The sequence below is a fragment of the Dactylosporangium thailandense genome, assembly GCF_059739745.1.
Window position 1 is genome coordinate 10357589 of record NZ_AP029195.1, and the last position, 26341, is coordinate 10383929.

The following is a 26341-nucleotide window of genomic DNA, read 5'->3' on the forward strand; positions in this document are numbered from 1 at the left end:
GGGGCCCGGTCCCTTGCCGGGTGCTCCTAGCGTGAAGACATGGACGCGTCCCTGTTCGTCGCCGGAGGCGTGTGCGTCGCGCTGGCGTTCACGCTGATGGTCGTCGCGGTCGTCGTCTCACGGCGGCGGGAGCGGCAGCGGCGCGAGCTGCTCGAGGTCTGGGCCGTGCGCAACCGCTGGCAGTACGTGCCGCGGCCGCCGGCGGAATGGTGGCGCCGGCTGCCGGGGCGCAACCCGCGCGGCGTCTCGCTGGCGCTCAGCGGCACGGTCGGGGGACGGCCGGTCTCGGTGGGCGAGTACTCGTACACCACGACGAGCACGACCTCGGGCGCCGACGGGACGACGTCGACCAGCAGCCAGACGCATCACTTCGTGGTCTGGGTGGTGCGCGTGCGGGGATCGTGGCCGGCGGTCTCGGTGCACCGTCGCGGGGCGATGTCCCGGTTCGGGCGGTCGCTGTTCGGGGACCGTTCGACGGCGCTCGGCTACGAGCCGTTCGACAGCGCGTTCCGGATCTCGGCGGACCGGCCCGAGATGGTGCGGGACCTGTTCGGCCGGGACCTGGTCGCCGAGCAGCTGTCGGGGTGGCTGCCGGACTGGAGCCTGTCCGGCGACGAGCTCATGGTCGTGCAGAGCGGGCGGCTGGGCGAACCGGACGGGATACCCGCCCGGTTCGGGCCGCTCGTGCGCGTCGCCGATCTCATCGAGGCGCCGCGGTAGTTCGTCTTACAGCTGCCGCAGGAACTCGGCCAGCGTGGTCGTGGGCCGGCCGATGAGCCGGCTGAGCTCGCCGGTCACCACGTCGAGCGCGCCCTTCGCGATGGCCGCGTCCGAGTGCGCGAGCACGTTGGCGAACGCGCTGGGCAAGCCGAAGCCCTCGAGCGCCTTGGCGTACTCCGCGACGGGCAGGTCGTGGTACGCGACGGGCTTGCCGAAGCGCTGCGCGACCGTCTCGGCGTATTCGCTCATCGTGAACGCCTGGTCGCCGCCGAGCTCGTAGATCTTGTTCTCGTGACCGTCGGTGCGCGCGACCACGGCGGCCGCCGCGGCGTAGTCGGCCCTGGTCGCGGCGGCGATGCGGCCGTTGCCCGCGGAGCCGAGGACCACGCCGTGCTCGACGGTGCCGGCCAGGTTGCCGGTGTAGTTCTCGAAGTACCAGTTGTTGCGCAGGAACGTGTACGGGATGCCGGTGGCCTTGAGGAGCGCCTCCGTCGTCTTGTGCTCGGGCGCGATCGGGATCGGGCTGGTGTCGGCGAGCGTGATGCTCGTGTAGACGATCCGTCCGACCTTGGCCTCGACGGCCGCCTCGATGATGGCGCGGTGCTGGGGCTCGCGCCGGCCGACCTCGCTCGCGGAGATGAAGACGAGCGTGTCGGTGCCGGCGAACGCGCTCGCCAGGGTCTCCGGGCGGTCGTAGTCGCCGAAGCGGGCCTCGACACCCTCGATCGCCTCCGGGCGGCGGGCGACGGCCCGGACGTCGTACCCCTTCAGCTCGCTCAGGATCAGCTGTCCCAGGTGCCCGGTCGCGCCGGTTACGGTGATGGTCATTTCCAAATCGTAGGCACTAACTTTTCGAAAGTGCAACCCGTTCGGTTATCGTAGTGACATGTCCCTCGACCCCTTGGTGTTCGACGTCTTCGCGCGCAACTGCACGTCGCGACCCGTCATGGAGACCGTCGCCGGCCGCTGGGGAATCCTGACCCTCGCCGCACTGCACGAGGGCACCCACCGCTTCAACGAGCTGCGCCGGCGGGTCGACGGGGTGAGCGAGAAGATGCTGTCGCAGACCCTGCACGCGCTGGTGCGCGACGGGCTGGTGGTGCGGCAGGTGCACAGCGCGATCCCGCCCCGGGTCGAGTACAGCCTGACCGACTCCGGGACGAGGATCGCCGCCAAGCTCACCGAGCTCATCGAGCTGGTCGAGGCCGAGATGCCGCGGATCAGCCTCGCCCAGGAGCGCTACGACGCCGGTGAAGATCCGGCTCAGGACTAGGCGCGCATCACCGTCGCGATGGGGATGCGGGCCGCTCGCAGGGCCGGGATCGAGCCGCCCAGGATGCCGGCGATCAGGCCCGCGATCACGCCCGCCACCCCGGCCTGCCAGGGGAAGGAGACGTCCCGCAGCTGAGGGATCCGGTCGCCCAGCACCTGCGTGGCCACGCTGACGCCCGCCGCGGCCGTGCCGATCGCCGCGCCCGCCGTCAGCAACCCGGTCAGGAGCGTCTCGGCCAGGACGATGCCGGCCAGAAGGATGCGCGGGGTGCCGACCGCTCGGCGCAGGGCGAACTCCTCCACCCGCTCGCCCACCGTCGCCAGGCCCACGTTCAGGATGCCGGCCACGCCGATCAGCAGCACCAGGCCCGCCATCCCCAGGAAGATGGCGTTGAGGATGGCCAGCTCCTGCTCGAAGTCCTTGCGGGCGTTGCGCTCGCTGACGCTGAGGGACTCGCGGGGCACGCCGGCGGCGATCAGCTTGCGGGTCAGCAGCGCCTCCAGCTCGCCGTTGCCGGGCGCGAAGCTCACCTCCAGCCCCGGGCCCGACATCATCATCGCGGCCTTGGGGTCCGCGGCGGCGGCGGGCGAGGCGGCGGCGGACGTGGCGGCGGGCAGCCAGTTGTCGATCTCGTCGGCCCGCGCGTACGCGGTCGGCTGGGGGCTGCCGTCGTCGATCACGCCGATGATGCGCGGGGTCGGGTTGGCGGTGGCGCCGTCGAGGCGCATCTCCGCCGGGATCGTGTACTTCGCGAAGCCGACCGCGGCCGCCTTGTTGATCACGAGGCGGGGCGAGTAGGAGGGCTCGCCCGAGAAGTCGAGGAACGTTCCCTTCACCGGGCGGAAGGGGCGGAACTGGCGGACGTCGTTGACCAGCGCGAAGAGCTGCACCTCGATCGCGGCGCCCTTCGGCAGGGGGGCCGAGGCGTTCACGGGGACCGGGCGGCAGTTGCCCGCGTCGTCGCACTGCATCTCGAACCTGGTCTCCGGGCCGTACACCTCGCCGCCGCCCATCTGGTCCAGGTGCTCGAACGGCATCGCGCCAGGGTTGATCGGGCGGACCCGGGGCTCGCCGATGATGGCCTGCAGGCCGTAGCTCGCCGCGGCGCCGGGGCGGCCCGCGATCGTCTCCTTGGTGACCCTCGTGGCGTCGCCGAACGGCTGGACGTACATGACCCGGGTGCCGTCCCGGCCCTGCTGCAGCTCCACGTCGGCGAGCTGCAGGGTGCGCACGGTCTCCGCCCCCGCCTGCACCGTGACGACCGCGAGCACCCCGAGGAAGAGCGAGATCATCGACAGGAACGTGCGCATCTTGCGCGCCCGGATGCCCTGGAACCCGATGATGAGCGCGGACCGGAACCGTCCCGAGAGCCGCATCATGCGACGGCCCCGAGCACGCCGTCGGACAGGCGCAGGACCCGCTGCATCTTCGCCGCGTGGGCCTGGTCGTGGGTGACCAGGATCAGCCCGCAGCCGCGATCGGTGGCCGCGCGCATCACCTCGATCACGAGGTTGCCGGTCTCGGTGTCCAGCGCGCCCGTGGGCTCGTCGGCCAGGAGCAGCCGCGGCCGGCGGACCAGCGCCCGCGCGATCGCGACCCGCTGCTGCTCGCCGCCGGAGAGGCGCGCGGGCCGGTTCTTGGCCAGGTGCGCGATGCCGACCAGCTCGAGCGCCTCCATGGTGCGGGCGCGCCGCTTGCGCCGCGGCAGCCAGCCCTGGCCGTTCACCAGCGCCATGGCCACGTTCTGCGCCGCGGTGAGGTGCTTGAGCAGGAAGAAACGCTGGAACACGAAGCCGAATTCGGCGCTGCGCAGCGCGGCCGCCCGGCGCTCGGAGATGCGGGCCAGGTCGCGGCCGCCCATCAGGTAGCTACCCGAGTCGGGCCGGTCGAAGAGCCCGATGAGGCTCAGCAGCGTGCTCTTGCCCGAGCCCGAGCGCCCGAGGATCGCCACGCTCTCGCCCTCGTCCACGGTGAGATCGACCCCGTCGAGGATGGTGCGCGGCTGCGACTGGCCCTTGAGCGTCTTGGTGATGCCGGAGAGCTCGATGATCACTTCCCGGCCCCCTGGCCGCCGCTCTTGGCGTCGGGGATGCTCGGGCCGGGCACCGCGACGGTCTCGTCCTCGGTGATCCCGGTCTTGATCTCGATGACCTTGCCGTCCGTGAGCCCGAGCGTCACCTCGCGGATCTCGCGCGACTGGTCGGCCTTGACCACCTCGACCTTGCCCTTGCCCTGCGACCCGGCGACCGCCTCCACCGGCAGCACCAGCACGCCGGACGCCTTCGCGGTGACGATCTCCACGGTGGCGGCCGCGCCGTTGATGAGCTTCACGTCGGCCGGGCCGGTGCACACCAGCCGCATCCCGGTCGCCTCCGACGGCTCCTGCGTCTGCCCCTGGGTCTGCTGGACGACGGGGGCCGCGCTCGGGTTCGGGTTGGCCGCGGGCGCCTTGGGCTCGGGGATCGTCCCGCCCGGCAGCGCGGCGAGCGTGCCGAGCACGGCGCACGGGAACGGGCCGGGGCCGCTCTTGATCTGCGCGGTGACGGACTGCAGCGAGTCCGTCACCTGGTAGGCCTGGGCGCCGTCGATGTCGGCGACGATCCCGTAGCCGGCCTGGCGCGCCGAGACGATCGGCATGCCCGCCGTCACCTTGGCCCGGTCGTCGACGAGCCGTCCGGCGAACGCCGCGCCGGCCGGGACCTCGACCGCGGTCGCCTTCCCGCCGGCCCAGATGTTGGCGACCTTGGTCGGCTTGGTGGGCGTGCCGGTCGACGCCTTCACGTCGAGGAACCGCACCTCGCCGTCGATCGGCGCGACGAGCCCGAAGGTCGGGTTGAGCGTGACCTTCCCCCCGAGGCTCACCTTGTTCGTGAGGTCCTGGCGGGTCGGCTTCGCGGTGGTCACCGCGGTGCCGCGATCGGCCAGGCCCGGGGGCGGCGACTCGCTCGCCCCGGACGCGGTGCACCCGGCCAACAGGCCGAGCACCGCTAGTACAGGTAGAAACCCTCGCATCCGGCAACCCCCGGCTCATCGAAGTAGGGCACAGGCTAACCGCCATTGGTATGACGCCGTTGCCCCATTCGGGGGATGCACGGAAACCGGCCCCATCCCCCGAATCGGGGGATGGGGCCGGGGGAGCGGGGATCAGACCTTGTAGGTGAAGATCGCGCCCGGCGCGGCGGCGCTGGTGCCGCCCGGCGTCGTCACCTGCACGGTCGTCGCGCCGGCCGCGTGCGGCGGCAGGACGATGCGCAGCTGGGTGTCGGAGACCTTGGTGAAGCCGACCGTGGCGCCGTTGACGGTCACCTTGGTCGCGCCGCCGAGGTTGGCGCCGGTGAGCGTGACGGTGGTCGAGACCTTGGTGCCGCCCGAGCTCGGCAGGAGCGAGGCGACGGACGGCGCGGCCGGGGCCACGTAGGTGAACGGCAGGGCCGTCGCCTCGTAGCTGCCGCCCGCGTTGGTGAGCTTCAGGGTGACCTTGCCGGCCGCGTGGATCGGCATCGTCACCTTGATCTGGGTGTCCGAGACCTTGGTGAAGGCGAGGTTCACCCCGCCCGCGGTGACGGACTTGAGCGAGCCGAAGCCGGTGCCGGTGATCGTGACGGGCGTGGTCGCGTAGGTCGGGCCGGTGCTGGTGCTCAGCGCGGCCACGGTCGGGGCCGGCGGGGCGACCAGCGTGAGCCGGCCGGCCGGGACGACCGTGCTGACGCCGTAGGGCGTGGCGACGGTGACGTCGTAGCCGCCCGCCGCGAGCCCGGCCGGGACCGGGAACGTCAGCGTGGTCGGCGCGGTGACCTTGAAGCCGGCGACCGCGGCGGTGCCGAGCTTGACCCCGGTGGCCTCGGAGAGGTCCGTGCCGGTGACGGTGATGACGTCGCCGCCCACGGTCGAGGCCGAGGCCGCCGAGAGCTTGGTGACGGCCGGCGCCGGCGGGAGGTACGTGTACTTCGCCAGGGCGTTGAGCGCGCTGGTGCCGGTCGGGTTGGTCACGGTCACGTCGACGCTGCCCTTGGCGTGCGCCGGGGTGGTCGCGACGAGCGTGGTGATGCCGTTCGCCTCGGCCTTGGTGAAGGCCGCGTTGACGCCGCCGAACTTCACCGCCGTCGCGGCCGCGAGGTTGGCGCCGCTGACGACGACCTTGGTGCCGCCGGCGACCGGGCCGCGGACCACGGACAGCGAGGTGACCGCCGGGGCCGGGACGACCGCCTTCTCCGGGGAGCGCAGGCCGCTGACGGTGTACGCCGCCTGCACGTCGGTGGTGACGAACGACCACGAGAGGTGCGCGTCGCCACTCGCGCCCCAGTTGGTGCCCCACTGGTTGCGGATCCACACGCCGTCGGCGTCGTACGCGTACGCCGTGATCATGTGCCCGCCGAGGCTGGTGCCGGTGAGCGTGTTGTAGAGGGCGTTGCCCTTGAGGTACATGAAGTCCTTGAAGACCGGCATGCCGATGGCGACCGGCGAGCCCGCGGCGATGGCCGTCTTGATCGCGGTCTTGGCCTTGTCGCCCTGCTTGTCACCGGCCCACAGCGCGTTCCAGCCGGAGAGCTTGTAGTTGGCGGCGTTGGCGATCTCGGCCGCGGTCGGGGCCGTCTGGTAGCCGTAGACGCCCTGGACGTAGTCGTCCTGGGTGTCGACGCCGTACGTGGCCGCCTCCTGGAGGGCCTTGTCGGGGTTGAGGCCGGCGTTGGGGGCGCCGCCCTTGGTGACCGAGCGCATGTAGAGGTACAGCGGGGCGTAGGGGGCGCCCGTGCCGCCGTCGCGGTTGGCGTAGTACCCCATGATCGAGTGGGCGATCGTCCACGCGACGCACGAGGAGATCTGGCCCTGGTCGCCGACGGGGGGAAGGTTGGCGACGAGGGAGGCGCTGTCCGGCAGCGCGTCCTGCGCGCGGAAGGCGGGGACGCTTGCGTTGACCCGGGTCGTGGGGGCCGCGAAGCCGCCGACGGTATGGGGCAGCGCGGTCGTGTCGGCCAGCGCGGGCGACGCGGCGGCGAAGAGCGAGCCGCCCGCCGCCAGCGCGAGGCCCAGGGCCGAGGTGAGAAGGCGCATCCGTGCTCCTAACGGGGGATCGTGACCGCGATACGCCGTAGATCGGCGCGCGCGCGGCCGCCCTTCGTTCCAGGAGGGATGCATCAGGGTGCAGAAGAGTTTTGCTCGGGTCCGCGTGACTGGCTGACCGTCGCTCCCGCCAGAAATCCCGACGTCCGTGGTGCGAAAACGGCCGGCTCCGATGGAGCCGGCCGTCCTCAAACCAGGTTCACGGTGCCCAGGGCGCGTCGACGGACCAGGTGGTGTCCTCGACGAACAGCCCAGCCCCGTCGTACGGGTTCGGCCCGCCCGGCGTGGCCAGCCACAGCTCCGCGTTGTAGTGCCGCAGGTACTGCCCCGGGAAGTTCCAGGCCGTCAGCCGGACGCCCCCGTTGCCCTGCTGCGCGCAGAACGTCGCGTCGGCCTTGAACAGCGCCGAGTTGTCGTTGGCGTCCTTGCGCACCCGGAACGCCTGGTGCCGCAGGTACTGCCCCGGGTAGTTGCGCGACTCGAACGAGTAGCACGACGAGTCCGCGAGGCCGGGCACCACGCGCCAGGTCGCGTCCTGCTTGAGCAGCGCCGTGCTGTTGGCGTCGACCACGTCGGTGTAGCCGAGGCTGTCGCGGTGCCGCACGTACCGGTTCGTGCAGCAGGCCGTCGTCGCGCGCAGCGACTTGTAGACGCCCGTCTGCAGCGTGGCCGAGCCGACGGGGCTGGACGAGGCGTTGATGAGCGCCTGGTTGCTGGCCCGCAGCCGGGCCGCGTCCACCTTCACCACCTGCCGGTCGTAGGTGAGCAGGCCGTTGCTCTCGTTCTCCACGTCGGTGATCTCGGTGTACACGGAGGCGGAGAGCCCCTGCGGCATGCCGCCGGTGCGGATCTGCTCGTAGAGCCCGTTGAGCCGGTCGTTGAGCCGGGCCGCGCTGGGCTGGTCCTCGTAGGAGAAGCCGTTGCCGGGCGACCACTCGTGGCCCGAGACCCGCAGGCCCAGGCCGCCGAACTCGCCGAGGACTGCGGCGCGGGTGCCGGACGGGCGGGTCGCGCCCGGGCCGACGTAGATGTGGTTGTCGAGCACGTCACCGTTGCCGCCGTCGACCGAGCCGCAGCAGTTGATGCCGCTCATGTTGTCGACCAGGCGCGACGGGTCGTAGGCCTTGACGTCGTTGGCGATGCGGGCCTGGTCGTACTGCCCCCACCCCTCGTTCTCGTCGACCCACATGACCAGCGAGGGGGAGCTGCGGTGCTGGTCGATGATGCGGTGGTACTCGGCCTCCCACTGGGTGCGCGCCGCCGTGTCCGGGTTCTTGCCGGTCGGCATGGCGGGCATGTCCTGCCACACGAGCAGGCCGAGCTGGTCGGCGGCGTAGAACCAGCGCTGCGGCTCCACCTTGATGTGCTTGCGGACCATGTTGAAGCCCAGGTCCTTGTGCGCCTGCAGGTCCGAGCGCAGCGCGGCGTCGGTCGGCGCGGTGTAGATGCCGTCCGGCCAGTAGCCCTGGTCGAGGGTGCCGCTCTGGAAGACGAACTGGCCGTTGAGCAGGATGCGCAGCTTGCCGTTGACGTTCCCGATCGAGATCGAGCGCATGCCCGCGTAGCTGCCGACCGAGTCGACGACCGTCGCGCCGCTCTTGAGCTCGACCTTCACGTCGTACAGGAACGGGTCGTTCGGGGTCCACCGGTGCGCGTTCGGGACCGGGACGCTGAACGCCGCGCCGGCGCTGCCGTTCGCGGTGCCGACCGTCGTGCCGCCCGACGACACGGTGGCGGTCACCGTCTGCCCGGACAGGCCCGCGCCGAGCGCGGTCACCGAGAGCGTGTTGTTGCTCAGGTTCGGCACCAGGTCGACCCGGGTGATGCGGGCCGTCGGCGTCGGCTCCAGCCACACGGTCTGCCAGATGCCCGAGGCGCCGGTGTAGAAGATGCCGCCGCCCGCGTGCGGCAGGACGTCGTTGCGCCGCTGCTTGCCGACGGCCTGGCTGCCGGCGTCCGTGGGGTCGTACACCCCGACGACGATCGTGTTCGTCCCGCCGCCCAGCAGCGGGGTGATGTCGTAGGTGAAGGCGTCGTAGCCGCCGCTGTGGACCGCGCCCGCCTGGGTGCCGTTGACCCACACCGTGGTCTGGAAGTCCACGGCGCCGAAGTTGAGCTGGACCCGCTGGCCGGACCAGCCCGCGGGGACGGTGAAGGTGCGGCGGTACCACATCCGGTCGTTCTCGGTGATCTTGCGCTGGATGCCGGACAGTGCCGACTCGACCGGGAACGGGACCCGGATCTGCTCGCCGAACGTGCCCGGCGGGGTCGTCTGCCCGCTGCCGGTGACGGCGAAGTCCCAGATGCCGTTCAGGTTCTGCCAGTTCGCCCGGGTCATCTGCGGCCGCGGGTAGTCGGGCAGCGGGTTCGTCATCGACACCGAGTTGGTCCACGGCGTCGTCATGGGCGGGGTCTTGGGGGTCCAGGCGCTGGCCGGCTGCGCGGATGCGACCAGCAGGCCCGCGGTGGCGACGAGCGGGGCGAGCGCGAGCGCGACCCGTCTGGAGAGCTTCATGGGAACACTCCTCGAGGCAACGGTGGCGGCCGTAGCCGGTCCGTGAGGGCTCTCGTAGACCCTCACGGACCAACACATCCACTCATATTCCAACGAGAAGTGTCAACATACAGTTGCACGTACTACTGGACGAGCGTGAATTTCTCCCACGGTCCGATCGCCGTCCGATTGGCGATCAGCGGCTGCGCGCCCGCGTTCTCGGCGGTGACGTACTTGGCGTTGGCCTGGGCCAGCAGGCTCACCGTCCCGTCGGCGTTACGCACCAGCGTGAAGGTTTCCCAGCTGCCCACGCTCGCGCGGTTGGCCAGCAACGGCTCAGCCCCGCTGTTCTCCGCGCACACGTAGAGCCCGGTCGAGCGGGCCTTCAGCGCCACCTTGCCGCCGCCCAGGTCGACCAGGTCGAACAGCTGTGGGGTGGCGGAGTTGGCGATGAGGGGCGTTGTGGTGTTCTGTGCGGATACGTAGAGATTGTTGGTCACCGACTTGAAGGCGGTGCCGGAGCTGCCGAACGTGAACGCGTCGAGGTCGAACAGGTATCCGGCCCCGCCCTTGAACACGAGGTACAGCGTCGTCGCGGTGCTCGGCGCGCCCGAGATCGCCGCGGTCACGTTGGCGAACGTCTCCCAGCCGCCCGTCGGGGCCACGGTGGCCGTGCCGAGCAGCGTGCCCGTCGCCGAGCCGGCCCGCACCTCGATGGTCCCGCCGGCGCCGGCCGACGACACGCGCGCGGTGAACTGGGTGACGCCCGCCAGCAGGTACGGCTGGAACGAGACCCAGTCGCCGTTCTCGATGAACCCGGCCGTCGCGCCGCCCTCGGCCGCGGCGTGGCTCGCGAGCTGCACCCCCGACTGGGCGCCGAAGTGCTCGCCCTGGCGGTGCCGCGGCTGCAGCGTCGCGACGCCGTGCCCGGTCAGGCCGCCCTTGTCGGTGTAGGAGGCGTCGAAGACCCCGTAGACGTTGGCCGCCGCGTCGTGCTCGCCGTCCACCGGCACCGCGATCGAGCCGGTGCAGCCGGTCCCCGAGGTGATCTGGTGAGAGTGGCTGTCGTGGCCGAGGAGGTACGTCACCGTCACCTTCGAGCAGTCGATCGCGCCGTCCTCGGGGTCGCTCACCGTCACCGAGAACGGCACCGTGTCACCGAAGGCGAACAGCTGCCCGTTGCCCGGCAGGTTCAGCTTCACCGTCGGGGCGGTGTTGCCCACCGTGACGACGGTGCTCGCGGTGCCGGTCAGGCCCTGCGGGTCCCGCACCGTGAGCGTCGGCGTCTTCGTGCCGTTCGTGGTGTACGTGAAGGTCGGGTTGGCCGCCGTGGAGTCCGTCGTGCCGTTGCCGTCGAAGTCCCACGCGTAGGTGAGCGCCCCGCCCTCGGGGTCGGACGAGCCGGCCGAGGAGAAGGCCACCGTGAGCGGGCTCGGCCCGGAGGTCCGGTCCACGGTGATCTTCGCGATCGGGGCGCGGTTGGCGCCGCCGACGTACTCGACGCGGTACAGCGCCTGGTTGCCCGACCCGGTGCCGTAGTCGAGCACGTAGAGCGCGCCGTCCGGGCCGAACGCCATGTCCATGACCTGTGTGCCGGCCCACGGGAAGGTGGAGATCTCGCCGGGCGAGCCGTCCGCGCCGACCTTCACGGGCTTGATCCATTTGCGGCCGTACTCCCCGGCGAAGAACATCCCGTCGAGGCTCGGCGGGAACTTGACGGCGGAGTTGAGCCCGGCGTTGTAGCGGTAGACGGGGCCGCCCATCGGCGACTCCGACCCGCTCGTGCCGAACTCGGGCGGGGTGCCGGCGTCGCCGCCGTACCGGATCCAGCTGGGCTTGGCCGCGGGGAGGGTGGCCAGGCCCGTGTTGCGGAAGGAGTTGTTGGTGGCGCCGCCGCAGTTGTACTTCGGGCCCGTCACGTTCGCCGCGAAGTCCCACTCGTTGTAGGTCTCCGCGGTGGTGTTGGTGCCGGTGCAGTAGGGCCAGCCGTAGAAACCGGGTCCGGTGACGCGGTCGAACTCGACCTGCCCGCCGGGGCCCCGGTTCGGGTCGCTCGTGCCCGCGTCGGGTCCGTAGTCGCCGAGGTAGACGACCCCGGTCGGCTTGTCCACGCTCATCCGGAACGGGTTGCGGAAGCCCATCGCGTAGATCTCGGGCCGGGTCCTGGCGGTGCCCGGCGCGAACATGTTGCCGGACGGGATCGCGTAGGTCCCGTCGGTGTTGGGGTGGATGCGCAGCACCTTGCCGCGCAGATCGTTCGAGTTGGCGGAGGAGCGCTGGGCGTCGTACTGCGGGTTGCGGTTGGTCCGCTCGTCGATCGGGGCGTAGGAGCCGGACTCGAACGGGTTGGTGTCGTCGCCGGTGGTGAGGTAGAGGTTCCCCTGCGCGTCGAAGTCGATGTCCCCGCCGACGTGACAGCACAGGCCGCGGTCGTTGTCGACGGTGAGCACGACCTTCTCGCTCGCGAGGTCCAGCGTGTTGTCGGCCCTGAGCGTGAACCGGGACAGGTTCAGGTGGCCCTTCCACGCGTTGAAGTCGGCGGCGGTACCGGAGGCGGGCGCGTCGCCGGAGGGGGTCGACAGGGCCGGGGAGTAGTACAGCCAGATCCACCGGTTCGAGGCGAAGCCCGGGTCCGCGGCGACGCCCTGCAGGCCCTCCTCGTCGTGGGTGTAGACGGCGAGCTTGCCGGCGACCTTGGTGTTGCCCGCGGCGTCGGTGACGCGGACCGTGCCGTCACGGGCGGTGTGGACGACCGAGCGGTCGGGCAGCACCGCCAGGGACATCGCCTCGCCGAGCTCGGCGGCGCCGAGGGCGAGCTGGACGTGCTGGTAGTCGGAGGCGGGGATGGGGATCGCGGCGGCGGCCGGGGCATCGGCCACGGCGGCCACCACGGATCCGCCGAGGGCGAGCGACGCCGCGGTGAGCAGCCGCCGCCAGTGGCGCGGGGATGGTGCCATGTGCGGGGGTGTCCTTCCTGAGCTGTGGGATTCAGCCAGGCAAGACGCGCGCCGACCGCGCTTGCGCACTTGTGAGCCGCTGACGGGGGCGCCGACCCTTTGCGTCACACGGGTTCGTTATGGGTGCTAACTAACCATCGATCGAGCTCGCTGGCAATGCTCAATTTCGATGCACCTTCTGAAAAAAGAACCTCGCGGGTTTGTCGTTATGAAACCGTGACAATCGCCAAGATCGGTCACGTGTGGTAGCGATCACAGTGGACTTCTGTCCGATTTGATGGCGTAGGCCGCGCGCCGTTCCGCGGAAACACGCCCGTAATCGACTACGGAGCGTACGAATTTATGGATTTCTGGGTTACCCGCCGGTAACGAGCGCCCTTGTACCCGCGCGAGGGACCCGGCAACATCGTCCGCACGCCCCGACCCCGGCCCCTGGACCCCCGCCCGGCAGCGTCCAGAGACCGGCCCCGAAAGGCGCGATGCGTGCGCCCGCACAGCAGGAGCGCCGCACCACCAGCACCCCGCGACAAGAGGAGCCCTACGTGTCCGTAGCTCAGGGCAGCGCGGCGACGGGCCGCACGCGATGGAAGCGGTTCGCGACCGTCGTCGTGCCGGCCAGCTTCATCGCCGGCGCCATCGTGTTCGGCCAGGCGACCGGCGCCATCGCCGCGTCGTTCAACGTGTCCGGCAGTCAGTTCAAGGTCTCCGCCGACCGGCTCGAGGGGACCGGCTTCGTGCAGTACGGCGGCATGGCCACGGAGAAGGGCGGCAACGCCTCGAATCCGGCCGACCCGAAGAACCACCCCGTCGCCGTCTCCGGCATCGCGAAGGCCAAGCTCTACAACCTCTGCCAGTCGGTGAAGGTGCCCGGCCTCCCGGTGACCATGGTCATCCACGCGGGCAGGGACGCCAACAACCCGGCCGAGGCCACCGACCTGCTGATCGACCTGACGTCGCTGAAGGGTGACGCCACGTTCGACAACATCCAGATCGGCATCGACGCCTCCGACCTCACCAAGGGCGGCGCGAACGCCAAGGGCCTCCAGGGCGGCTTCGCCCAGCAGGCCGACGGCGTCGTCATCACCAACCTCAAGCAGGTCGCCTGGTCGACCACCGCCGGCACGTTCAAGCTGAGCGGCCTCGACCTCGGCATCTCGACGGGCGCCAACGCCGAAGAGTGCTTCTAGCAGCTCCACCAGGGCCCGCGGGGTGATGCCCCGCGGGCTCCCTGTTTGTTTTTGGAGGACCGAGTGACCCCCTCGCACGCTTCGGCCGGCTGGCGTGCCCAGCGGCCGTTCTGGGGCGGGCTGTTCCTGTTGCTGTCGGGCGTGGAGCTCTTCGTCAGCGGAAACCTCAAGCTGGCGCTGGAGGTCCACTTCGGACCGACCGGCTTCCTGTCGTACGTGATTCCGCTGATCATGCTCCTCTGCGGGGCGCTGACCTGGTTCAGCCCGCAGCAGCGCCTGTTCTACGGCATCCTGGGCACGGTCACGGCGCTGTACTCGCTGATCGGCCTCAACCTGGGCGGCTTCTTCCTCGGCACGGTGCTGGGCCTGGTCGGCGGCGGCCTGGCGGTCGCCTGGGGCCCGTCGGCCGCGCCCGCGGCCGAGCCGGCAACGCCGATCGAGCCGGCACCCCCGGTCGAGTCGCCCTACGAGGACGCACCCCTCGAGGACATCCTGGCCGAGCAGCCGGACGACACCTATGCCCGGCCACCGTCCGGTGTGCTGCGCGACGAGATCCCGACCGCCCAGTTCAGCCCGCTGCACGACCGGTACGAAGGGGGCGGTGCGGGCAGCGCCGATGAGCAGCTCCCCCCATCGGCCGGCCCAGGTGACCTGCCCAAGCGGCGTTACCTGGGCCCGCTCCTGATGGCCGTGGCGGTCACGGTGGCCCTGGTGGGCACGGTCAACCGGGGCGGCTCCGCGTTCGCCGCCCCGGCCGCCTGCCCGTCGTCGTCGGCCTCGACCGAGACGAAGCCCTCCGCCACCGGCTCCCAGCCGGCCGCCCCCGCACCCTCCGCCAGCCCGACCCCTTCGCCCACGCCGACGGAGGAGAAGAAGGGCCTGCTGGGCTGGCTGGGCGACCTGTTCACCGGCGGCGACAAGAAGGAGGAGGGGCAGGCGACCGCGGAGGCCTCGCAGGCGCCCGAGGCCAGCGTGCCGCCTCCGCCCGCGGCCACCACCAAGGCGCCCGCCAAGCCTGCGACGTCGACCCAGCCGTGCGCCTCGGCGAGCGCGTCCCCGACCCCGAACAACAAGAAGGCCCAGCTGGCCGCCGGTCAGCCCTTCGTCGCCGCCCAGCCCTCGATCCTGAAGGCGGACGTGATGACGATGGACTCGCTGACCTACGACGGCGTGGCCGACCTTCCGCGCAAGGACGGCAGCACGGTGAAGGTGCTCGCCTTCAGCATGAAGAACTCGGTTTCGACGCCGTTCGAGCTCGACACCCCGGGCGGCCCGAAAAAGCTGATCACGACGAGCTCGAAGCTGACGGTCGAGGGCGACGTGAAGTTCTACACCACGAGGTTCACCGCCAACGTGCTGGGACTGCTCCCGATGACCTTCACCCCGTCCTCCCCGCCGCCGCCGATCCCGCTGCCCGGCTTCTACACGGCCTGCGACATCGAGCTCGTGTTCGTCCGGTCCAACGTGCTGACGGCGCCGGCGCTGAGCATCGCCAACGCGAACTGACCCACCGCACCCGAAGAGCCCGGCACCCCTCGGCGCCGGGCTCTTCCGCGTCCGGGACGGCTCACCGGGTGGGCTGGAGAGCGGCCCGGGTCGCGGGCCGGAGCAGGACCACCGCGAGGGCCAGCAGCACCAGGCCCTGCACCCCCTGCTCGATGCGGAACCACAGCGGAAACGGGCTGTCGGGCAGCAGGGCGAGGGCGGCGATGCCCAGGGAGCCGGCGATCGACACCCACAGCAGGCGGCGGTAGGCGCCGCGGCTGCCCTGGCACAGCTGGGCGGCCCAGCGCAGGCTCAGCAGTGACAGCAGCAGGATGCCCGCGGCGCGGATCCACACGACGCCGTTCACGACGCCGGGGTCGGTGCGGGACAGGATCGCGGTCGCGCCGAGGAGCGCGGCGGACAGGGCGGTGAACAGCTGCAGGAGGCGGAGCGGCGTCGTCGTCATGACTCGAAACGCTAGGGATCCGCGCGGGGCGGGAGTATCCGTCTGGGCCCAGGACCGGGTGGGGCCGGCCCCACCGGTTAGCGTGGAGCGCATGCCGTCAGCGCGTGATCCGATTGCCGACCTGCGGCGCATCGCGTTCCTGCTCGAGCGCGCCCACGAGAAGACCTACCGGGTCCGGGCCTTTCGCGGGGCCGCGGCCAAGCTGGGCAAGCTGCCCGACGGGGAGCTCGCCGCGCGGGTCAGTGCGGGCACGCTCACCGAGATCGCGGGCATCGGCGACGTCACCGCGCGGTGCGTGGCCGAGTCGCTCAACGGGGAGGAGCCCGTCTACCTCCGGCGGCTCGAGGCCACCGCCGGGCAGGATCTCGACGCCGAGACCGCCGCGCTGCTCATGGCGCTGCGCGGGGACTGTCACGCGCACTCGGACTGGAGCGACGGGGGCTCGCCGATCGACGAGATGGCGATGGCCGCGGCTCAGCTCGGGCACGAGTACCTCGTGCTCACCGACCACTCGCCCCGGCTCACGGTCGCGCGGGGGCTCAGCGCGGAGCGGCTCGCCGAGCAGCTCGACGTGGTCGCGGACGTCAATGCCGGGTTCCGCAACCTCGGCATGTCGTTCCGGCTGCTCACGGGGATCGAGGTCGACATCCTCGCGGACGGGTCGCTCGATCAGACCGACGAGCTGCTCGACCGGCTCGATGTCGTGGTCGCCTCGGTGCACAGCAACCTCAAGGACGAGCCCGAGGTCATGACGCGGCGGATGGTCGCAGCCCTGGCGAACCCGCGGATGGACATCCTCGGGCACTGCACCGGGCGGCTCATCACCGGCGGGCGGGGCACGCGGCCCGAGAGCCGGTTCGACGCCGAGGCCGTGTTCGCGGCCGCGGTCGAGCACGACAAGGCGATCGAGATCAACTCGCGGCCCGAGCGGCTCGACCCGCCGAAGCGGCTGCTACGGGTGGCGCTGGAGGCCGGCTGCCGCTTCACCATCGACACCGACGCGCACGCGCCCGGGCAGCTCGACTGGCTCGCCAACGGGTGCTCCCGGGCCATCGCCTGCGGGGTCCCCGCCGACCGGATCCTCAACACCCTGCCCGCGGACGAGCTGCTGGCGTGGGCGGCGTCGCACCAGTAGGCCCTGGGAGATGCCCACGCCCAGCAGCACGATCAGGCCGCCCACCGGCTGGTGCCAGGTGAGGTGCTCGCCGAGGAAGAGCACGCCGGCGAGGGCGGCCACGAAGGGCGGGAAGTAGGTGACCATCGAGCCCGTGGTCACGCCCGCGGTCTGCACGACGTAGTAGTTCAGGCCGAAGGCGATGCCGGTGCCGAAGACGCCCAGCGCGAGCACGCCGAGCCAGACCCGCGGGGTCAGCGAGAGCGGCGACGGGGGCAGGCCGGCGATGATCGGGGCGGCGATGACCAGGTGCAGCGTGGACATGATCAGCTGGCCGGCCGAGAGCTGGAACGGCGAGATGTCGAAGTGCTGCATCAGCCAGCGGGTGTAGTTGAACGCGATCCCGTAGCAGACGACCGCGCCCAGGAGCATGAGCTGCCCGGCGAGCGAGCTGCCGCCGACGCCCTCCCAGACGCCGAGCACGACGAGCACACCCAGGAAGCCGGTCAGCAGGCCCCAGATCTGGCGCCGGCTGGGCCGCTGGGACCGGACCGCCACCAGGGTCACCAGCAGGGTGGTGAGGGGTGCGGTGCCGTTCCAGATGCCCGCGAGCACCGACGGCACGCGTTGCTCGGCGTATCCGAAGAGGGTGAACGGTACCGTCGCCGCAAATGCCGAAAACAGGAACAGATGGCCCCACAGCCGGGCCCCGCGGGGCAGCGGCAGCCGGCGGACCGCCAGGAACAGCAGCAGGGCGAGGGCGCCCAGGGCGATGCGGTAGAGCGCGATGTAGACCGGTGCGAGACCCGTGAGCGCGTCCTTGATGAACATGAAGCTCGTGCCCCAGATCAGGGCGACGGCGGCGAAAGCGGGCAGCCAGCGCTTCGCGTCAGGGGCGGGACTCGTCATAGGCCTTACTCTGCACCAATCCGGAAAGACTGTCGCCGGCGCTGAGCCACGCGTTGCGAATTGGCCTGTAGGGTCGGCCCGTGGGTTCAATCGATGACATTGCCAACCGGTATGTCGAGCAGTGGGCGCCCCTCGACCCGATCGGGGCGACCTTCGTCGGCGTGGCCGGTCACGACCACGAGCTGACCGACCTGTCGCCCGACGGCTTCGCCGCGCTCGCCGACCTCGACCGCTCCGCGCTCACCGCGCTGGACGCGCAGACGCCCGCGAACGAGACCGAGCGGGTCGCCAAGGAGGCCATGCAGGAGCGGCTCGGGCTGGCCCTCGAGCGCTACGAGGCCGGCGACCTCGCCAGCGACGTCAACGTGATCTCCAGCCCCCTGCACGGGGTGCGGAGCTCGTTCGACCTGATGCCGACGAGCGGCGAGGAGGCCGTCGCCAACATCGTCGCCCGGCTGGGTGAGGTCCCGCGCGCCCTCGCGCAGTGGCGCCAGACGCTCATGCACGAGGCCCAGCGCGGCAACGTCGCCCCGGCCAAGCAGATCGTCGAGGTCGCCAAGCAGTGCGAGGTCTGGGCCGACCTCGACGGCGACAACTTCTACCCCGACCTGGCCGCCCGCATCGGCGCCGAGAACCCGGCGCTGGCCGGCGAGCTCGCGACCCGGGCCGAGGCCGCGCGGGCCGCCACCGTGGAGACCGGCGAGTTCCTGCGCCGCGAGCTGGCGCCGCTCGGCCGGCCCAAGGAGGCCGCGGGCCGGGAGCGGTATCAGCTGGCCTCCCGCTACTTCCTCGGCGCGACGGTCGACCTCGACGAGGCCTACGCGTGGGGCTTCGACGAGCTCGCGCGCCTCGAGTCGGAGATGCGCGCGGTGGCCGACAAGATCGTGCCGGGCGGCTCGATCGACGAGGCGGTCGCCGCGCTGGACTCCGACCCGAACCGGGTCATCCAGGGCAAGGAGGCGTTCCGCGACTGGATGCAGGAGCTCGCCGACGCCACGGTGCAGGAGCTCAACGGCCGCCACTTCGACATCCCGGAGCCGGTGCGGCCGATCGAGTGCATGCTCGCCCCGACGTCGGACGGCGGCATCTACTACACCGGCCCGAGCGAGGACTTCACGCGCCCGGGCCGCATGTGGTGGGCCGTGCCCCAGGGCGTCGACAGCTTCTCGACCTGGCGCGAGGTGACGACCGTCTACCACGAGGGCGTGCCCGGCCATCACCTGCAGATCGCCCAGACGTACGTGCGCGCCGAACTGCTCAACCGCTGGCGCCGCGTGCTCGCCTGGTCGTCCGGCCACGGCGAGGGCTGGGCCCTCTACGCCGAGCGGCTCATGGACGAGCTAGGCTACCTCTCCGACCCCGGCGACAAGCTCGGCATGCTCGACGGCCAGGCCTTCCGCGCGACCCGCGTGATCGTCGACATCGGCATGCACCTCGAGCTCGAGATCCCGCGCGACAACCCGTTCGGCTTCGCGCCGGGCGAGCGCTGGACGCCGGAGCTCGGCTGGGAGTTCCTGCGGGCGCACTGCCGCGTGGAGGAGAAGAGCCTGCGCTTCGAGCTCAACCGGTATCTCGGCTGGCCCGGGCAGGCCCCCTCCTACAAGCTCGGCGAGCGCGCCTGGCTGGGGGCCCGGGCCGACGCCCAGGCCCGCAAGGGCTCGGCCTTCGACCTGCGGGCCTTCCACCGCGACGCGCTCAACCTGGGCTCCCTGGGCCTGGACCCCCTGCGCGCCGCCCTGGCCCGGATCTAGGGCCGGAAACCCAGTAGCAGCGCGTTCTGCAGGCCGGCGGGGTCCCGGATCTCGCCCTGGTGCCGCAGCCCCGCGTCGAAGATCACGGTCTGGCCGGCCTGGTGCGCGAGCACCAGGCCGCCGGCCGTGAACACCACGTAGTTCTGCTCGCCGCTGCCGGGCAGGGCGACGGACCTGCCGGTGGTCGTGTCCACGATCGTGAAGGTGTCGCGCCTGCGGCTCGGGTCGGTGCCCTTCCAGCCCGCGGCGACGTAGCGCCCGTCCGCCGACAACCCGCGCGCCGACCAGCCGTCGTAGTGATCGGCCATCGCGGCCGGCGGCGTGTACTTGTACGACTTCCCGTTCGCGACCCGCTGCTGCCCGACCGTCTTGGCCACCTTGGAGCCGTCGGGGGAGTACGACTCGACCTGCTCGGCCGTGGGCAGCGCGGTGTCGGTCTTGGTGGGGATGCCGACCAGGTGCTGCTGGTTGCCCTTGGTGAGCACCAGCTGGTCGTCGCCCTTCCAGATGAGCGTGTCGGCGCCGAGGCAGAGCACGCCGGTGCCGAGCGTCTGCTGGTGGCTCCCGTCGGTGTCGGCCACCTTGAGCGTGCCGTTGAGGTCGTCGCTGCCCTCGACCCAGGCCAGCCGCTTGCCGGTGGGCGAGATGGTGATGGTCTGCGAGACACAGTGGGCGTCGTTGCTGTCGCCGGGGATGCGGGCCGTGACCTTGTCGTCGGTCCCGGTGACGGCGTGCACGACGTACTCGGCCGGCGTGCTCGCGAGATACCACCGCGTCCCCTTGAGCACGGTCTCGGTGACGCTCGGGGGAGCGCTGGACTCCACCTTCACGGGCGGGCTGGTGGCGCTCGTGGTGGAGGAGGCAGCGGGAATCGGCGCCGGGGCGGTGCCGTCGGGCTGGAGGGCGAACGCGACGCCGACCGCTCCCGCGAGCACGGCGAGGGCCGCGGCCGAGGCGGTCACGGCCCGCCGCACGCCGAGCCGGCGCGAGGTCCGCAGCGCGCGATCGTGCAGGTCGACGTTGCGCACCTCACCGGCCAGGTCCGCCAGGTCGAGGCGCAGACGGCTGTCGTTCATCGGGCAACCCCTTCCAGGAGGTAGAGCTCGGCGAGTTCGGGCGCCACGACGCGCAGCTTGGCCAGCGCCTTGGACGTCTGCGACTTGATCGTGCCGACGGTCACGCCGAGCAGGTCGGCGGCCTCGGCCTCGGTGCAGTCCTCGAAGTAGCGCAGCACCAGCACGGCCCGCTGCTTGACCGAGAGCCTCAGCAGCGCCGCCCGCAGCGTCATGCGAATCGTGGTCTGATCGGCGTGGTCGCCGGCCTGCCTCGGCTCGGGCAGGTCCCCGGGCATCGCCTCGGCGACCCGGCGCCGCCACCAGGAGACCTGCAGGTGGTACATGACCTTGCGGGTGTACGCCTCGGCGTTCCCGCGGTCGCGCAGCCGGCCCCACGACCGGTGCGTCCGCGCGAGGGCGGACTGCACGAGATCCTCGGCCAGGTGCTGGTCGCCGGTGAGCAGATACGCCGAACGCAACAGCGCGGCGCTGCGGGATCGCACGAACGAGTCGAACTCATCCATGGAGGTGGTTTCCTCGGGGTCGATGGGGCGGACGCACACCATGACGCGGGTTTGATCCCGGACGGTTGCCGGTTCCCCGAAGAAAGTTCCGCGGTGCCCGGGGCGGTCAGTCCGTCGTGCGCCACCAGCCGCGCGAGGCCAGTCCGGCCAGCACGCAGCCCGCGGTGTTGAGCAGCACATCGTCCACGGAGGAGACCCGGTCCAGCTGCAGCACGTACTGCAACGTCTCGATCAGGATCGAGCACCCCGCCCCGAGCGCCAGGACCCGCGGCACCGACGCGAGCGCCGCGAACCGGATCGGCGCGAAGAACCCCAGCGCCGCGAGCACCAGCAGGTTGCCGCCGATCCCGAGCGGCCCCATCTCGGCCAGGTCCCGCAGCGGTATCAGGCTCAGGCGCCCCGGCACGATGCCGGCCCCGGGCCCGGGCATCATCGTCAACCAGATCCATGGCACCGTCCCGTGGACCATGGCCACCTCGGCCAGCGACAGCCGCCACGCCGACGCGATCCCGGCCGCCCGCCGGACGCTCGCCAGCGCCCACGCCACCAACCCCGCCACCGGCAGCAGCACCAGCGTCATGAGCACGACGCCGTTGTCCGTGTCGAAGCAGCCGTGCCACCGCCCGGCCATGCACGACGGCGCGGACATCACCAACATCCGCCGGAAGGCGAACACGAACAGCGCCAGGGCGAGGATCGGCAGGCCGAGGAGCGCGACCCGGCGCGTGCGGCCGGGACGGGCGGGCAGGGTCGTGCTGGAGTTCATGCCCTCATTGAAGACGGCCGGATGTTGCGGCAGCGTATGCGTTTTCAGGCGGCGGAGCGGTGGGGGTGCGGTGCGAGTACCGTTCGCGTGCGGGTCAGCGTCGCGAAAGGGTTTGCGAACTGCAGCACCAGCGCGCCGAACTCCGCGCTCGAGTGGCATTGGATGATGAGAAGCTGGTCGCCCCGCCGGACGTCCCAGAATGTCCGGCCGTGGGCGCCCGCTGTAATGATTCCCGGCAGGTGCAGGGGGTTTCGGCGCTCCGGCAGCGGCGGGGCCTCGGAGCGCGGCGCGATGCGAATGGAGGCCACGGCGGTCAGTGGGACTTCGACGCGGTCGCGCCGGGTCCAGAGACGGTCCAGGCCCTGCGGCTCGATGACCAGGGCGCTGTCGGTCACGGTCAGCTGGAGATTCGTCGGGACCTTCATCAACGCGAGCAGACCCGCGGCCAGCACGATCGGGACCGCCGCGAGCACCAGTGCGGAGCTCATGAAAACCGAATGTACGCGCGTCGACCTCCGCTGTCGGGGGTTTAGGGAAACCGATGCGGTGAAGCTCCGTTCGGACGAATTCCAACGGGCGACGGAAGGTAGTTGCATTGAAGTTCACAATTGACTGGAATGACGGGGCCGTGGTCCTGGTGGATCAGACCCGGCTGCCGCACGAACACGTCGTGCTGCGGCTGGAGACCGTCGACTCGCTCGTCGAGGCGATCCAGCGGCTGCGGGTGCGGGGAGCGCCGGCGCTCGGGGTCGCGGGGGCGCTCGGGGTCGCGCTCGCCGCGAAGCAGTTCGAGGGGGAGCGGGAGCGGGCTCAGGCGGTACACCTGCTGCGAACGGCGCGGCCGACGGCGGTCAACCTGGCGCGCGGGGCGCAACGGGCGGCGGCGCTGTTGCCGTCCTTCGACGCGGTGCTGGCGGAGGCGCTGCGCATCCGGGACGAGGAGATCGCCAGTTCCCGGAGCATGGCGCAGCGCGGGGCCGACCTCGTGCAGAAGCTCTGCGGGGACGGCGCGCGGCTGCTCACCCACTGCAACACGGGCGGGCTGGCCACGGTCGTGGACGGCACCGCGCTCGCGGTGGTCTTCGAGCTGCACCGGCGGGGGCGGCTCGGCGGGGTGGTCGCCAGCGAGACCCGGCCGTTGCTGCAGGGGGCGCGGCTCACCACGTGGGAGCTGCGCCGCGCCGGGGTGCCGCACCGGCTCGCCGTCGACTCGGCCGGGCCGTTCCTCATGGCGCGCGGCGAGGTCGACGCCGTCATCCTCGGCGCGGACCGGATCTGCGCGAACGGGGACGTGGTGAACAAGATCGGGTCGTACGCCCACGCGCTCGGGGCCCGCGCCGCCGGCATCCCGTTCATCTGCGTGGCGCCGGAGTCCACGGTGGACCTGGGCACCGCGTCCGGGGCGGACGTGGAGATCGAGGACCGGGGCGCGGCCGAGGTCGCGGGGTCCACGGCGCCCGAGGGCACCGACGCGCTCAACCCGGCCTTCGACGTGACGCCGGCCGAGCTGGTGACCGCGGTGGTCACCGACGCCCGCACGTTCTCAGGCCGGGCGGACGGCCCGGACGGTCTTGCGGTCGGCTGACACGGACTCGATCCAGCCACCGACCCGGCCCAGGCGCAGCAGCACGTCCGCGCGCGCGGGCAGGTCGGCGGACTCGCCCGGCTCCGGCGGCCAGGCCACGCGCGCGGTGTGGCCGGGGGTGAGCCAGGGGGTCAGCGCGCCGATCGGGTCGGACCCGTCCAGCGCGGCGCGGGCGGCGGCCAGGTCGGCCAGCACCGCGTCGAGCGTCCGGCCGACGGCGGGCGCGTTGCCCCCGCACATCGCCGCGGTGAGCTCCGGGCGGGAGGCGGCGACGCGGGTGCCGTCGCGGAAGGAGCCCGCCCCGAGCGTCCCGGCGAGCGGATCGTTGGAGATGAGCGCGGCGACCGCGGCCGCGACGAGGTGCGGCACGTGCGAGATCGCGGCCGTGGCGGCGTCGTGCTCGTCCGCGGTGGCCGGCACGACCCGGGCCCCGAGGCCCGTGACGAGCGCGGCCAGGTCGACCCAGTCGCGCAGGCCGGCGCCGTCCTCGGTCAGGCACAGCACCCAGGCGCAGCCGTTGAACAGGCGCGGATCGGCGGCGGTGAAGCCGGACGTCTCGCGGCCGGCCATCGGGTGCCCGCCGATGAACGTGGCCAGCGCCTGCCCGCCGGTGCGCAGGCGGTCGGCGGCCAGGTCCCGCACCGGGCCCTTCACCGAGGTGACGTCGGTGACGACGCCGACGTATCCGAGCGACGCGAGCTCGTCGAAGACCGCCCCCACGGCCGGCAGCGGCACCGCGACGACGGCCAGCTCGGCGTCGCGCACGGCATCGGCGATCGAGCCGGTCACGTGCCAGCGCGCGTTGGCCGGGGCCTGAGCCGCGGCCGTGCGCGCGGTCGCCCTGGTCGCCGGGTCCGCGTCGTAGCCGCTCACCCGGTGCCCGTGCACCGCGAGCGCCCGCAGGACCGACCCGCCGATCAGCCCGAGGCCGATCACCGCCACGTTCAACGTCGCAACACGCACTGCGGAACTGTCGCACACCCACCGGTCACCCGTTCGGCTCGGGACGGCCGCCGAACGCCTTATGCGGCCGTATTCGTTCACGTTTGCGCGATTACATCCCGTTACCGTGCTTCCATGCGACTTATCCCTTTTGTGGCGGCTGCCGTCGCGGCCGTCGCCGTGCTCACCGGCGGCATCGCGAGCGCGGCCGGGGTCGAGCGGAGCCCGCGAGTCTCCCCGCAGTTCGACGGCACCGTCTACACCACCGCCTACCTGGGTGAAACCGTCTACGTGGGCGGCTCCTTCGGCAACGCGATCGTGGGCGGCCGCAGCGTCGCCCGGTCCCGCCTGGCGGCCTTCAACGCGCGCACCGGAGCGCTGCTGAACTGGGCCCCGAACGCGGACGACACCGTGCGCGCCCTGGCCACCGATGGTCACGCTGTGTACGTGGCGGGCGACTTCTCACGCATCTCCGGCGCCAAGCGGGACTCGCTCGCGAAGCTGGACGCGAGCTCGGGCGCCGTGGATGCGTTCAGCCACGCGATCGCCGGTTCGCCGGTGACCCTCGCGGTGCAGGGCAGCCGGCTGTACGTCGGCGGCCGCTTCACCCAGATCGACTCCTCCCGGCGCGCCAACCTCGCGGCGTTCGACACGGCCACGGGCGCGCTGGACGCCAGGTGGACCCCCACGACCGACGACGCCGTGGAGTCGATCGCGGCCGGGAAGGGCCGGGTGTACCTCGGCGGCTCCTTCCACAAGACCGGCAACGTCTCGAACTCGCTGCGCCTCACCGCCGTCGACCCCGTGACCGGCGCGCTCGACAAGGGCTTCCAGCCGCGCCCCGAGGCCGTCGTGCACTCCGTGGCCGTCGGCGCCGACGGCACCGTCTACGCCGGCATGGGCGGGCAGGGCGGCCGGGCCGCGGCCTACGCGCCTGACGGACGACAACGCTGGCTGCGGGTCTTCGACGGCGACGTGCAGGCCGTGGCGGCGCTCGGCGACGTGGCGTACGTCGGCGGCCACTTCGACCGCGCCTGCAAGACCGCCCGGAACGGCAGCCAGGGTGCCTGCACCGACGGCTCGCTCAGCCGGGTCAAGCTCGCCGCGGTCGACGGCTCCGGCCGCCTGCTGGACTGGGCGCCGCAGGCCAACGGCGTCGTCGGGGTGCGCGCGCTGACCGCTGCCGAACCGCTGCGCCAGGTGGTCGCCGGCGGCGAGTTCACGATGGTGGCCGGGGCGAGCTGGAAACGGCTCGCGGTCTTCGGCTGACGCACCGGGCTAAGCTGCAAGACGTGGCAGTGAGCGAGTCGCAGTGGAAGGAGCCGGGCGGTCCCGCCGCGGCGACCGCCCCGCCCGGCCCCTGGCCGGGTGCCATGGGGCCGCCGGTCGTGGGGCCTCCGCCGCGCCTGAGCGCGCAGCCGCCCGCCTCCCGGCCCCCGACCCCCGCCGCGGCCTACGGGGCGTGGCAGGGCGCGCTGAAGCCGCCCGTGTTCCGGGTCAGCCAGCCCCGGCCGAGCTATCGGGAGCCGCTGCCGGTCCGCGGCCAGATGGTCGCGCTGGGCGGCGCCGCGGGCGCGGCCTGGATGCTGCTGTTCGGGCTGCTCATGAACTCCTCGGCCCGCGCCTACGTGTGGACGTCCATCGTCGCCGGCTTCCTCGCCTGGGGCGCGGCCGCGATTCTGGCCCGCTTCGGCGACCGGGGCGTGGCGGTGGGGGTGGCCGCCGCGAGCGGTGTCGCGCTGGCGATCGCGGGCATTCTCGTCGCCTACCGTCTAGCGGGCGGCGACTGGCTGTTGTGGTGAAAAACGCTCTCTTGACGAGCGTTCCGGCGAGGATCACGCTCAGCGACATGGCTTTGAGGCTGCAGCGGCTCGACCCCGAGCGGCGACGCCGGCGGCTCGCGCTGCTGGTCGAGCTCGCGGACGCCAAGGCGCTCCGCGAGCGGCTCCCTCCCCGCCGGATGCGCGCCGACCGCCTGCGCGAGCTCATCGCCAACCGGCGCCGCATCGCCGGCTGAGCCCTCCGGAGTCCTCGCTGGGCGCTTGCTCGGCC

At 72.0% G+C, this 26341-nt stretch carries 23 protein-coding genes and 1 pseudogene; 10 read left to right on the forward strand and 14 right to left on the reverse strand.

Annotated elements, in window-relative coordinates; genetic code table 11:
* The first annotated feature begins 39 nt into the window (after window positions 1-39).
* Entirely contained in the window at window positions 40-720 is a 681-nt protein-coding gene (locus tag AC6JBM_RS46165; protein ID WP_497979998.1) for a hypothetical protein, read from the forward strand.
* A gap of 6 nt (window positions 721-726) precedes the next feature.
* Here AC6JBM_RS46165 and AC6JBM_RS46170 read toward each other — a convergent pair whose 3' ends face one another.
* Complete coding sequence (locus AC6JBM_RS46170; protein WP_497979999.1) at window positions 727-1548, reverse strand: SDR family oxidoreductase; 822 nt, start codon at window positions 1546-1548, stop codon at window positions 727-729.
* Window positions 1549-1606: 58 nt separating this feature from the next.
* Here AC6JBM_RS46170 and AC6JBM_RS46175 point away from each other — a divergent pair, with 58 nt between their 5' ends.
* The gene (locus AC6JBM_RS46175; protein WP_497980000.1) at window positions 1607-1993 is read left to right on the forward strand and encodes a winged helix-turn-helix transcriptional regulator; all 387 of its coding nucleotides are present in this window, start codon (window positions 1607-1609) and stop codon (window positions 1991-1993) included.
* On the opposite strand, the gene AC6JBM_RS46180 is transcribed toward AC6JBM_RS46175, so the two are convergent.
* From AC6JBM_RS46180 to AC6JBM_RS46205, 6 genes are all read right to left on the reverse strand, one after another.
* Complete coding sequence (locus tag AC6JBM_RS46180) at window positions 1990-3372, reverse strand: ABC transporter permease (protein WP_497980001.1); 1383 nt, start codon at window positions 3370-3372, stop codon at window positions 1990-1992. The genes AC6JBM_RS46175 and AC6JBM_RS46180 overlap by 4 nt on opposite strands.
* Window positions 3369-4046, reverse strand: a complete 678-nt coding sequence (locus tag AC6JBM_RS46185; protein WP_350618932.1) for an ABC transporter ATP-binding protein — start codon at window positions 4044-4046, stop codon at window positions 3369-3371. Before AC6JBM_RS46185 ends, AC6JBM_RS46180 begins: the two co-directional genes overlap by 4 nt.
* Entirely contained in the window at window positions 4043-4978 is a 936-nt protein-coding gene (locus tag AC6JBM_RS46190; protein WP_497980002.1) for an efflux RND transporter periplasmic adaptor subunit, read from the reverse strand. Before AC6JBM_RS46190 ends, AC6JBM_RS46185 begins: the two co-directional genes overlap by 4 nt.
* Window positions 4979-5137: 159 nt before the next feature.
* Window positions 5138-7045 carry an IPT/TIG domain-containing protein gene (locus AC6JBM_RS46195; protein ID WP_497980003.1) on the reverse strand — a complete coding sequence of 636 codons (1908 nt, stop codon included), beginning with the start codon at window positions 7043-7045 and terminating at the stop codon, window positions 5138-5140.
* 208 nt (window positions 7046-7253) lie between these two features.
* Window positions 7254-9569, reverse strand: a complete 2316-nt coding sequence (locus AC6JBM_RS46200; protein ID WP_497980004.1) for an AbfB domain-containing protein — start codon at window positions 9567-9569, stop codon at window positions 7254-7256.
* A gap of 122 nt (window positions 9570-9691) precedes the next feature.
* Window positions 9692-12505, reverse strand: coding sequence for a PQQ-dependent sugar dehydrogenase (locus AC6JBM_RS46205; RefSeq protein ID WP_497980005.1), 2814 nt, complete (start codon window positions 12503-12505; stop codon window positions 9692-9694).
* A gap of 542 nt (window positions 12506-13047) precedes the next feature.
* Between AC6JBM_RS46205 and AC6JBM_RS46210 the strand changes: the two genes are divergently transcribed.
* Both AC6JBM_RS46210 and AC6JBM_RS46215 read left to right on the forward strand, forming a co-directional pair.
* Complete coding sequence (locus AC6JBM_RS46210; protein ID WP_497980006.1) at window positions 13048-13692, forward strand: DUF6230 family protein; 645 nt, start codon at window positions 13048-13050, stop codon at window positions 13690-13692.
* A gap of 63 nt (window positions 13693-13755) precedes the next feature.
* Window positions 13756-15198 carry a DUF6114 domain-containing protein gene (locus AC6JBM_RS46215; RefSeq protein ID WP_497980007.1) on the forward strand — a complete coding sequence of 481 codons (1443 nt, stop codon included), beginning with the start codon at window positions 13756-13758 and terminating at the stop codon, window positions 15196-15198.
* A 61-nt stretch (window positions 15199-15259) separates the two neighbouring features.
* On the opposite strand, the gene AC6JBM_RS46220 is transcribed toward AC6JBM_RS46215, so the two are convergent.
* Window positions 15260-15643: a hypothetical protein gene (locus AC6JBM_RS46220; protein ID WP_497980008.1), complete on the reverse strand. Its 384-nt coding sequence runs from the start codon at window positions 15641-15643 to the stop codon at window positions 15260-15262.
* 91 nt (window positions 15644-15734) lie between these two features.
* On the opposite strand from AC6JBM_RS46220, the gene AC6JBM_RS46225 reads away from it, so the two are divergent.
* Window positions 15735-16778 carry a PHP domain-containing protein gene (locus AC6JBM_RS46225; RefSeq protein WP_497980009.1) on the forward strand — a complete coding sequence of 348 codons (1044 nt, stop codon included), beginning with the start codon at window positions 15735-15737 and terminating at the stop codon, window positions 16776-16778.
* Window positions 16779-16850: 72 nt separating this feature from the next.
* On the opposite strand, the pseudogene AC6JBM_RS46230 reads toward AC6JBM_RS46225, so the two are convergent.
* A pseudogene (locus AC6JBM_RS46230) lies at window positions 16851-17666 on the reverse strand (DMT family transporter); the annotation flags it as partial.
* Between the two features lie 80 nt (window positions 17667-17746).
* Here AC6JBM_RS46230 and AC6JBM_RS46235 point away from each other — a divergent pair.
* Window positions 17747-19417 carry a DUF885 domain-containing protein gene (locus tag AC6JBM_RS46235; RefSeq protein WP_350618950.1) on the forward strand — a complete coding sequence of 557 codons (1671 nt, stop codon included), beginning with the start codon at window positions 17747-17749 and terminating at the stop codon, window positions 19415-19417.
* Here the strand turns inward: AC6JBM_RS46235 and AC6JBM_RS46240 are convergent.
* From AC6JBM_RS46240 to AC6JBM_RS46255, 4 genes are all read right to left on the reverse strand, one after another.
* Window positions 19414-20493, reverse strand: coding sequence for a hypothetical protein (locus AC6JBM_RS46240; protein WP_497980010.1), 1080 nt, complete (start codon window positions 20491-20493; stop codon window positions 19414-19416). The two genes, AC6JBM_RS46235 and AC6JBM_RS46240, sit on opposite strands and share 4 nt — an antisense overlap.
* A complete protein-coding gene (locus tag AC6JBM_RS46245) occupies window positions 20490-20996 on the reverse strand; it encodes a SigE family RNA polymerase sigma factor (protein ID WP_497980011.1) in 507 nt (168 codons plus the stop codon). The genes AC6JBM_RS46240 and AC6JBM_RS46245 overlap by 4 nt, the downstream gene beginning before the upstream one ends.
* 106 nt (window positions 20997-21102) lie before the next feature.
* Entirely contained in the window at window positions 21103-21762 is a 660-nt protein-coding gene (locus tag AC6JBM_RS46250; RefSeq protein WP_497980012.1) for a VanZ family protein, read from the reverse strand.
* A 44-nt stretch (window positions 21763-21806) separates the two neighbouring features.
* Window positions 21807-22250 carry a hypothetical protein gene (locus AC6JBM_RS46255; protein WP_497980013.1) on the reverse strand — a complete coding sequence of 148 codons (444 nt, stop codon included), beginning with the start codon at window positions 22248-22250 and terminating at the stop codon, window positions 21807-21809.
* Window positions 22251-22357: 107 nt separating this feature from the next.
* On the opposite strand from AC6JBM_RS46255, the gene mtnA reads away from it, so the two are divergent.
* The gene (gene mtnA, locus AC6JBM_RS46260) at window positions 22358-23347 is read left to right on the forward strand and encodes an S-methyl-5-thioribose-1-phosphate isomerase (protein WP_350618960.1); all 990 of its coding nucleotides are present in this window, start codon (window positions 22358-22360) and stop codon (window positions 23345-23347) included.
* Here mtnA and AC6JBM_RS46265 read toward each other — a convergent pair.
* Window positions 23306-24310 carry a prephenate dehydrogenase gene (locus AC6JBM_RS46265; protein ID WP_497980014.1) on the reverse strand — a complete coding sequence of 335 codons (1005 nt, stop codon included), beginning with the start codon at window positions 24308-24310 and terminating at the stop codon, window positions 23306-23308. The genes mtnA and AC6JBM_RS46265 overlap by 42 nt on opposite strands.
* 114 nt (window positions 24311-24424) lie before the next feature.
* On the opposite strand from AC6JBM_RS46265, the gene AC6JBM_RS46270 reads away from it, so the two are divergent.
* From AC6JBM_RS46270 to AC6JBM_RS46280, 3 genes are read left to right on the forward strand one after another with little or no spacing between them, the layout of a single operon-like run.
* Complete coding sequence (locus AC6JBM_RS46270) at window positions 24425-25558, forward strand: NHL repeat-containing protein (RefSeq protein WP_497980015.1); 1134 nt, start codon at window positions 24425-24427, stop codon at window positions 25556-25558.
* 23 nt (window positions 25559-25581) lie between these two features.
* On the forward strand, window positions 25582-26091 hold the full coding sequence (locus tag AC6JBM_RS46275; RefSeq protein WP_497980016.1) for a hypothetical protein: 510 nt from the start codon (window positions 25582-25584) through the stop codon (window positions 26089-26091).
* 47 nt (window positions 26092-26138) lie between these two features.
* Entirely contained in the window at window positions 26139-26306 is a 168-nt protein-coding gene (locus tag AC6JBM_RS46280) for a hypothetical protein (protein ID WP_497980017.1), read from the forward strand.
* Window positions 26307-26341 lie beyond the last annotated feature (35 nt).

What these genes read in the sequence shown, in the direction of transcription:
- AC6JBM_RS46165 (WP_497979998.1), top strand. Translation starts at nt 40, where the DNA reads ATGGACGCGTCCCTGTTCGTCGCCGGAGGCGTGTGCGTCGCGCTGGCG.
- AC6JBM_RS46170 (WP_497979999.1), bottom strand. Translation starts at nt 1,548, where the DNA reads ATGACCATCACCGTAACCGGCGCGACCGGGCACCTGGGACAGCTGATC.
- AC6JBM_RS46175 (WP_497980000.1), top strand. Translation starts at nt 1,607, where the DNA reads ATGTCCCTCGACCCCTTGGTGTTCGACGTCTTCGCGCGCAACTGCACG.
- AC6JBM_RS46180 (WP_497980001.1), bottom strand. Translation starts at nt 3,372, where the DNA reads ATGATGCGGCTCTCGGGACGGTTCCGGTCCGCGCTCATCATCGGGTTC.
- AC6JBM_RS46195 (WP_497980003.1), bottom strand. Translation starts at nt 7,045, where the DNA reads ATGCGCCTTCTCACCTCGGCCCTGGGCCTCGCGCTGGCGGCGGGCGGC.
- AC6JBM_RS46200 (WP_497980004.1), bottom strand. Translation starts at nt 9,569, where the DNA reads ATGAAGCTCTCCAGACGGGTCGCGCTCGCGCTCGCCCCGCTCGTCGCC.
- AC6JBM_RS46205 (WP_497980005.1), bottom strand. Translation starts at nt 12,505, where the DNA reads ATGGCACCATCCCCGCGCCACTGGCGGCGGCTGCTCACCGCGGCGTCG.
- AC6JBM_RS46220 (WP_497980008.1), bottom strand. Translation starts at nt 15,643, where the DNA reads ATGACGACGACGCCGCTCCGCCTCCTGCAGCTGTTCACCGCCCTGTCC.
- AC6JBM_RS46225 (WP_497980009.1), top strand. Translation starts at nt 15,735, where the DNA reads ATGCCGTCAGCGCGTGATCCGATTGCCGACCTGCGGCGCATCGCGTTC.
- AC6JBM_RS46240 (WP_497980010.1), bottom strand. Translation starts at nt 20,493, where the DNA reads ATGAACGACAGCCGTCTGCGCCTCGACCTGGCGGACCTGGCCGGTGAG.
- AC6JBM_RS46245 (WP_497980011.1), bottom strand. Translation starts at nt 20,996, where the DNA reads ATGGATGAGTTCGACTCGTTCGTGCGATCCCGCAGCGCCGCGCTGTTG.
- AC6JBM_RS46250 (WP_497980012.1), bottom strand. Translation starts at nt 21,762, where the DNA reads ATGAACTCCAGCACGACCCTGCCCGCCCGTCCCGGCCGCACGCGCCGG.
- AC6JBM_RS46255 (WP_497980013.1), bottom strand. Translation starts at nt 22,250, where the DNA reads ATGAGCTCCGCACTGGTGCTCGCGGCGGTCCCGATCGTGCTGGCCGCG.
- AC6JBM_RS46270 (WP_497980015.1), top strand. Translation starts at nt 24,425, where the DNA reads ATGCGACTTATCCCTTTTGTGGCGGCTGCCGTCGCGGCCGTCGCCGTG.
- AC6JBM_RS46280 (WP_497980017.1), top strand. Translation starts at nt 26,139, where the DNA reads ATGGCTTTGAGGCTGCAGCGGCTCGACCCCGAGCGGCGACGCCGGCGG.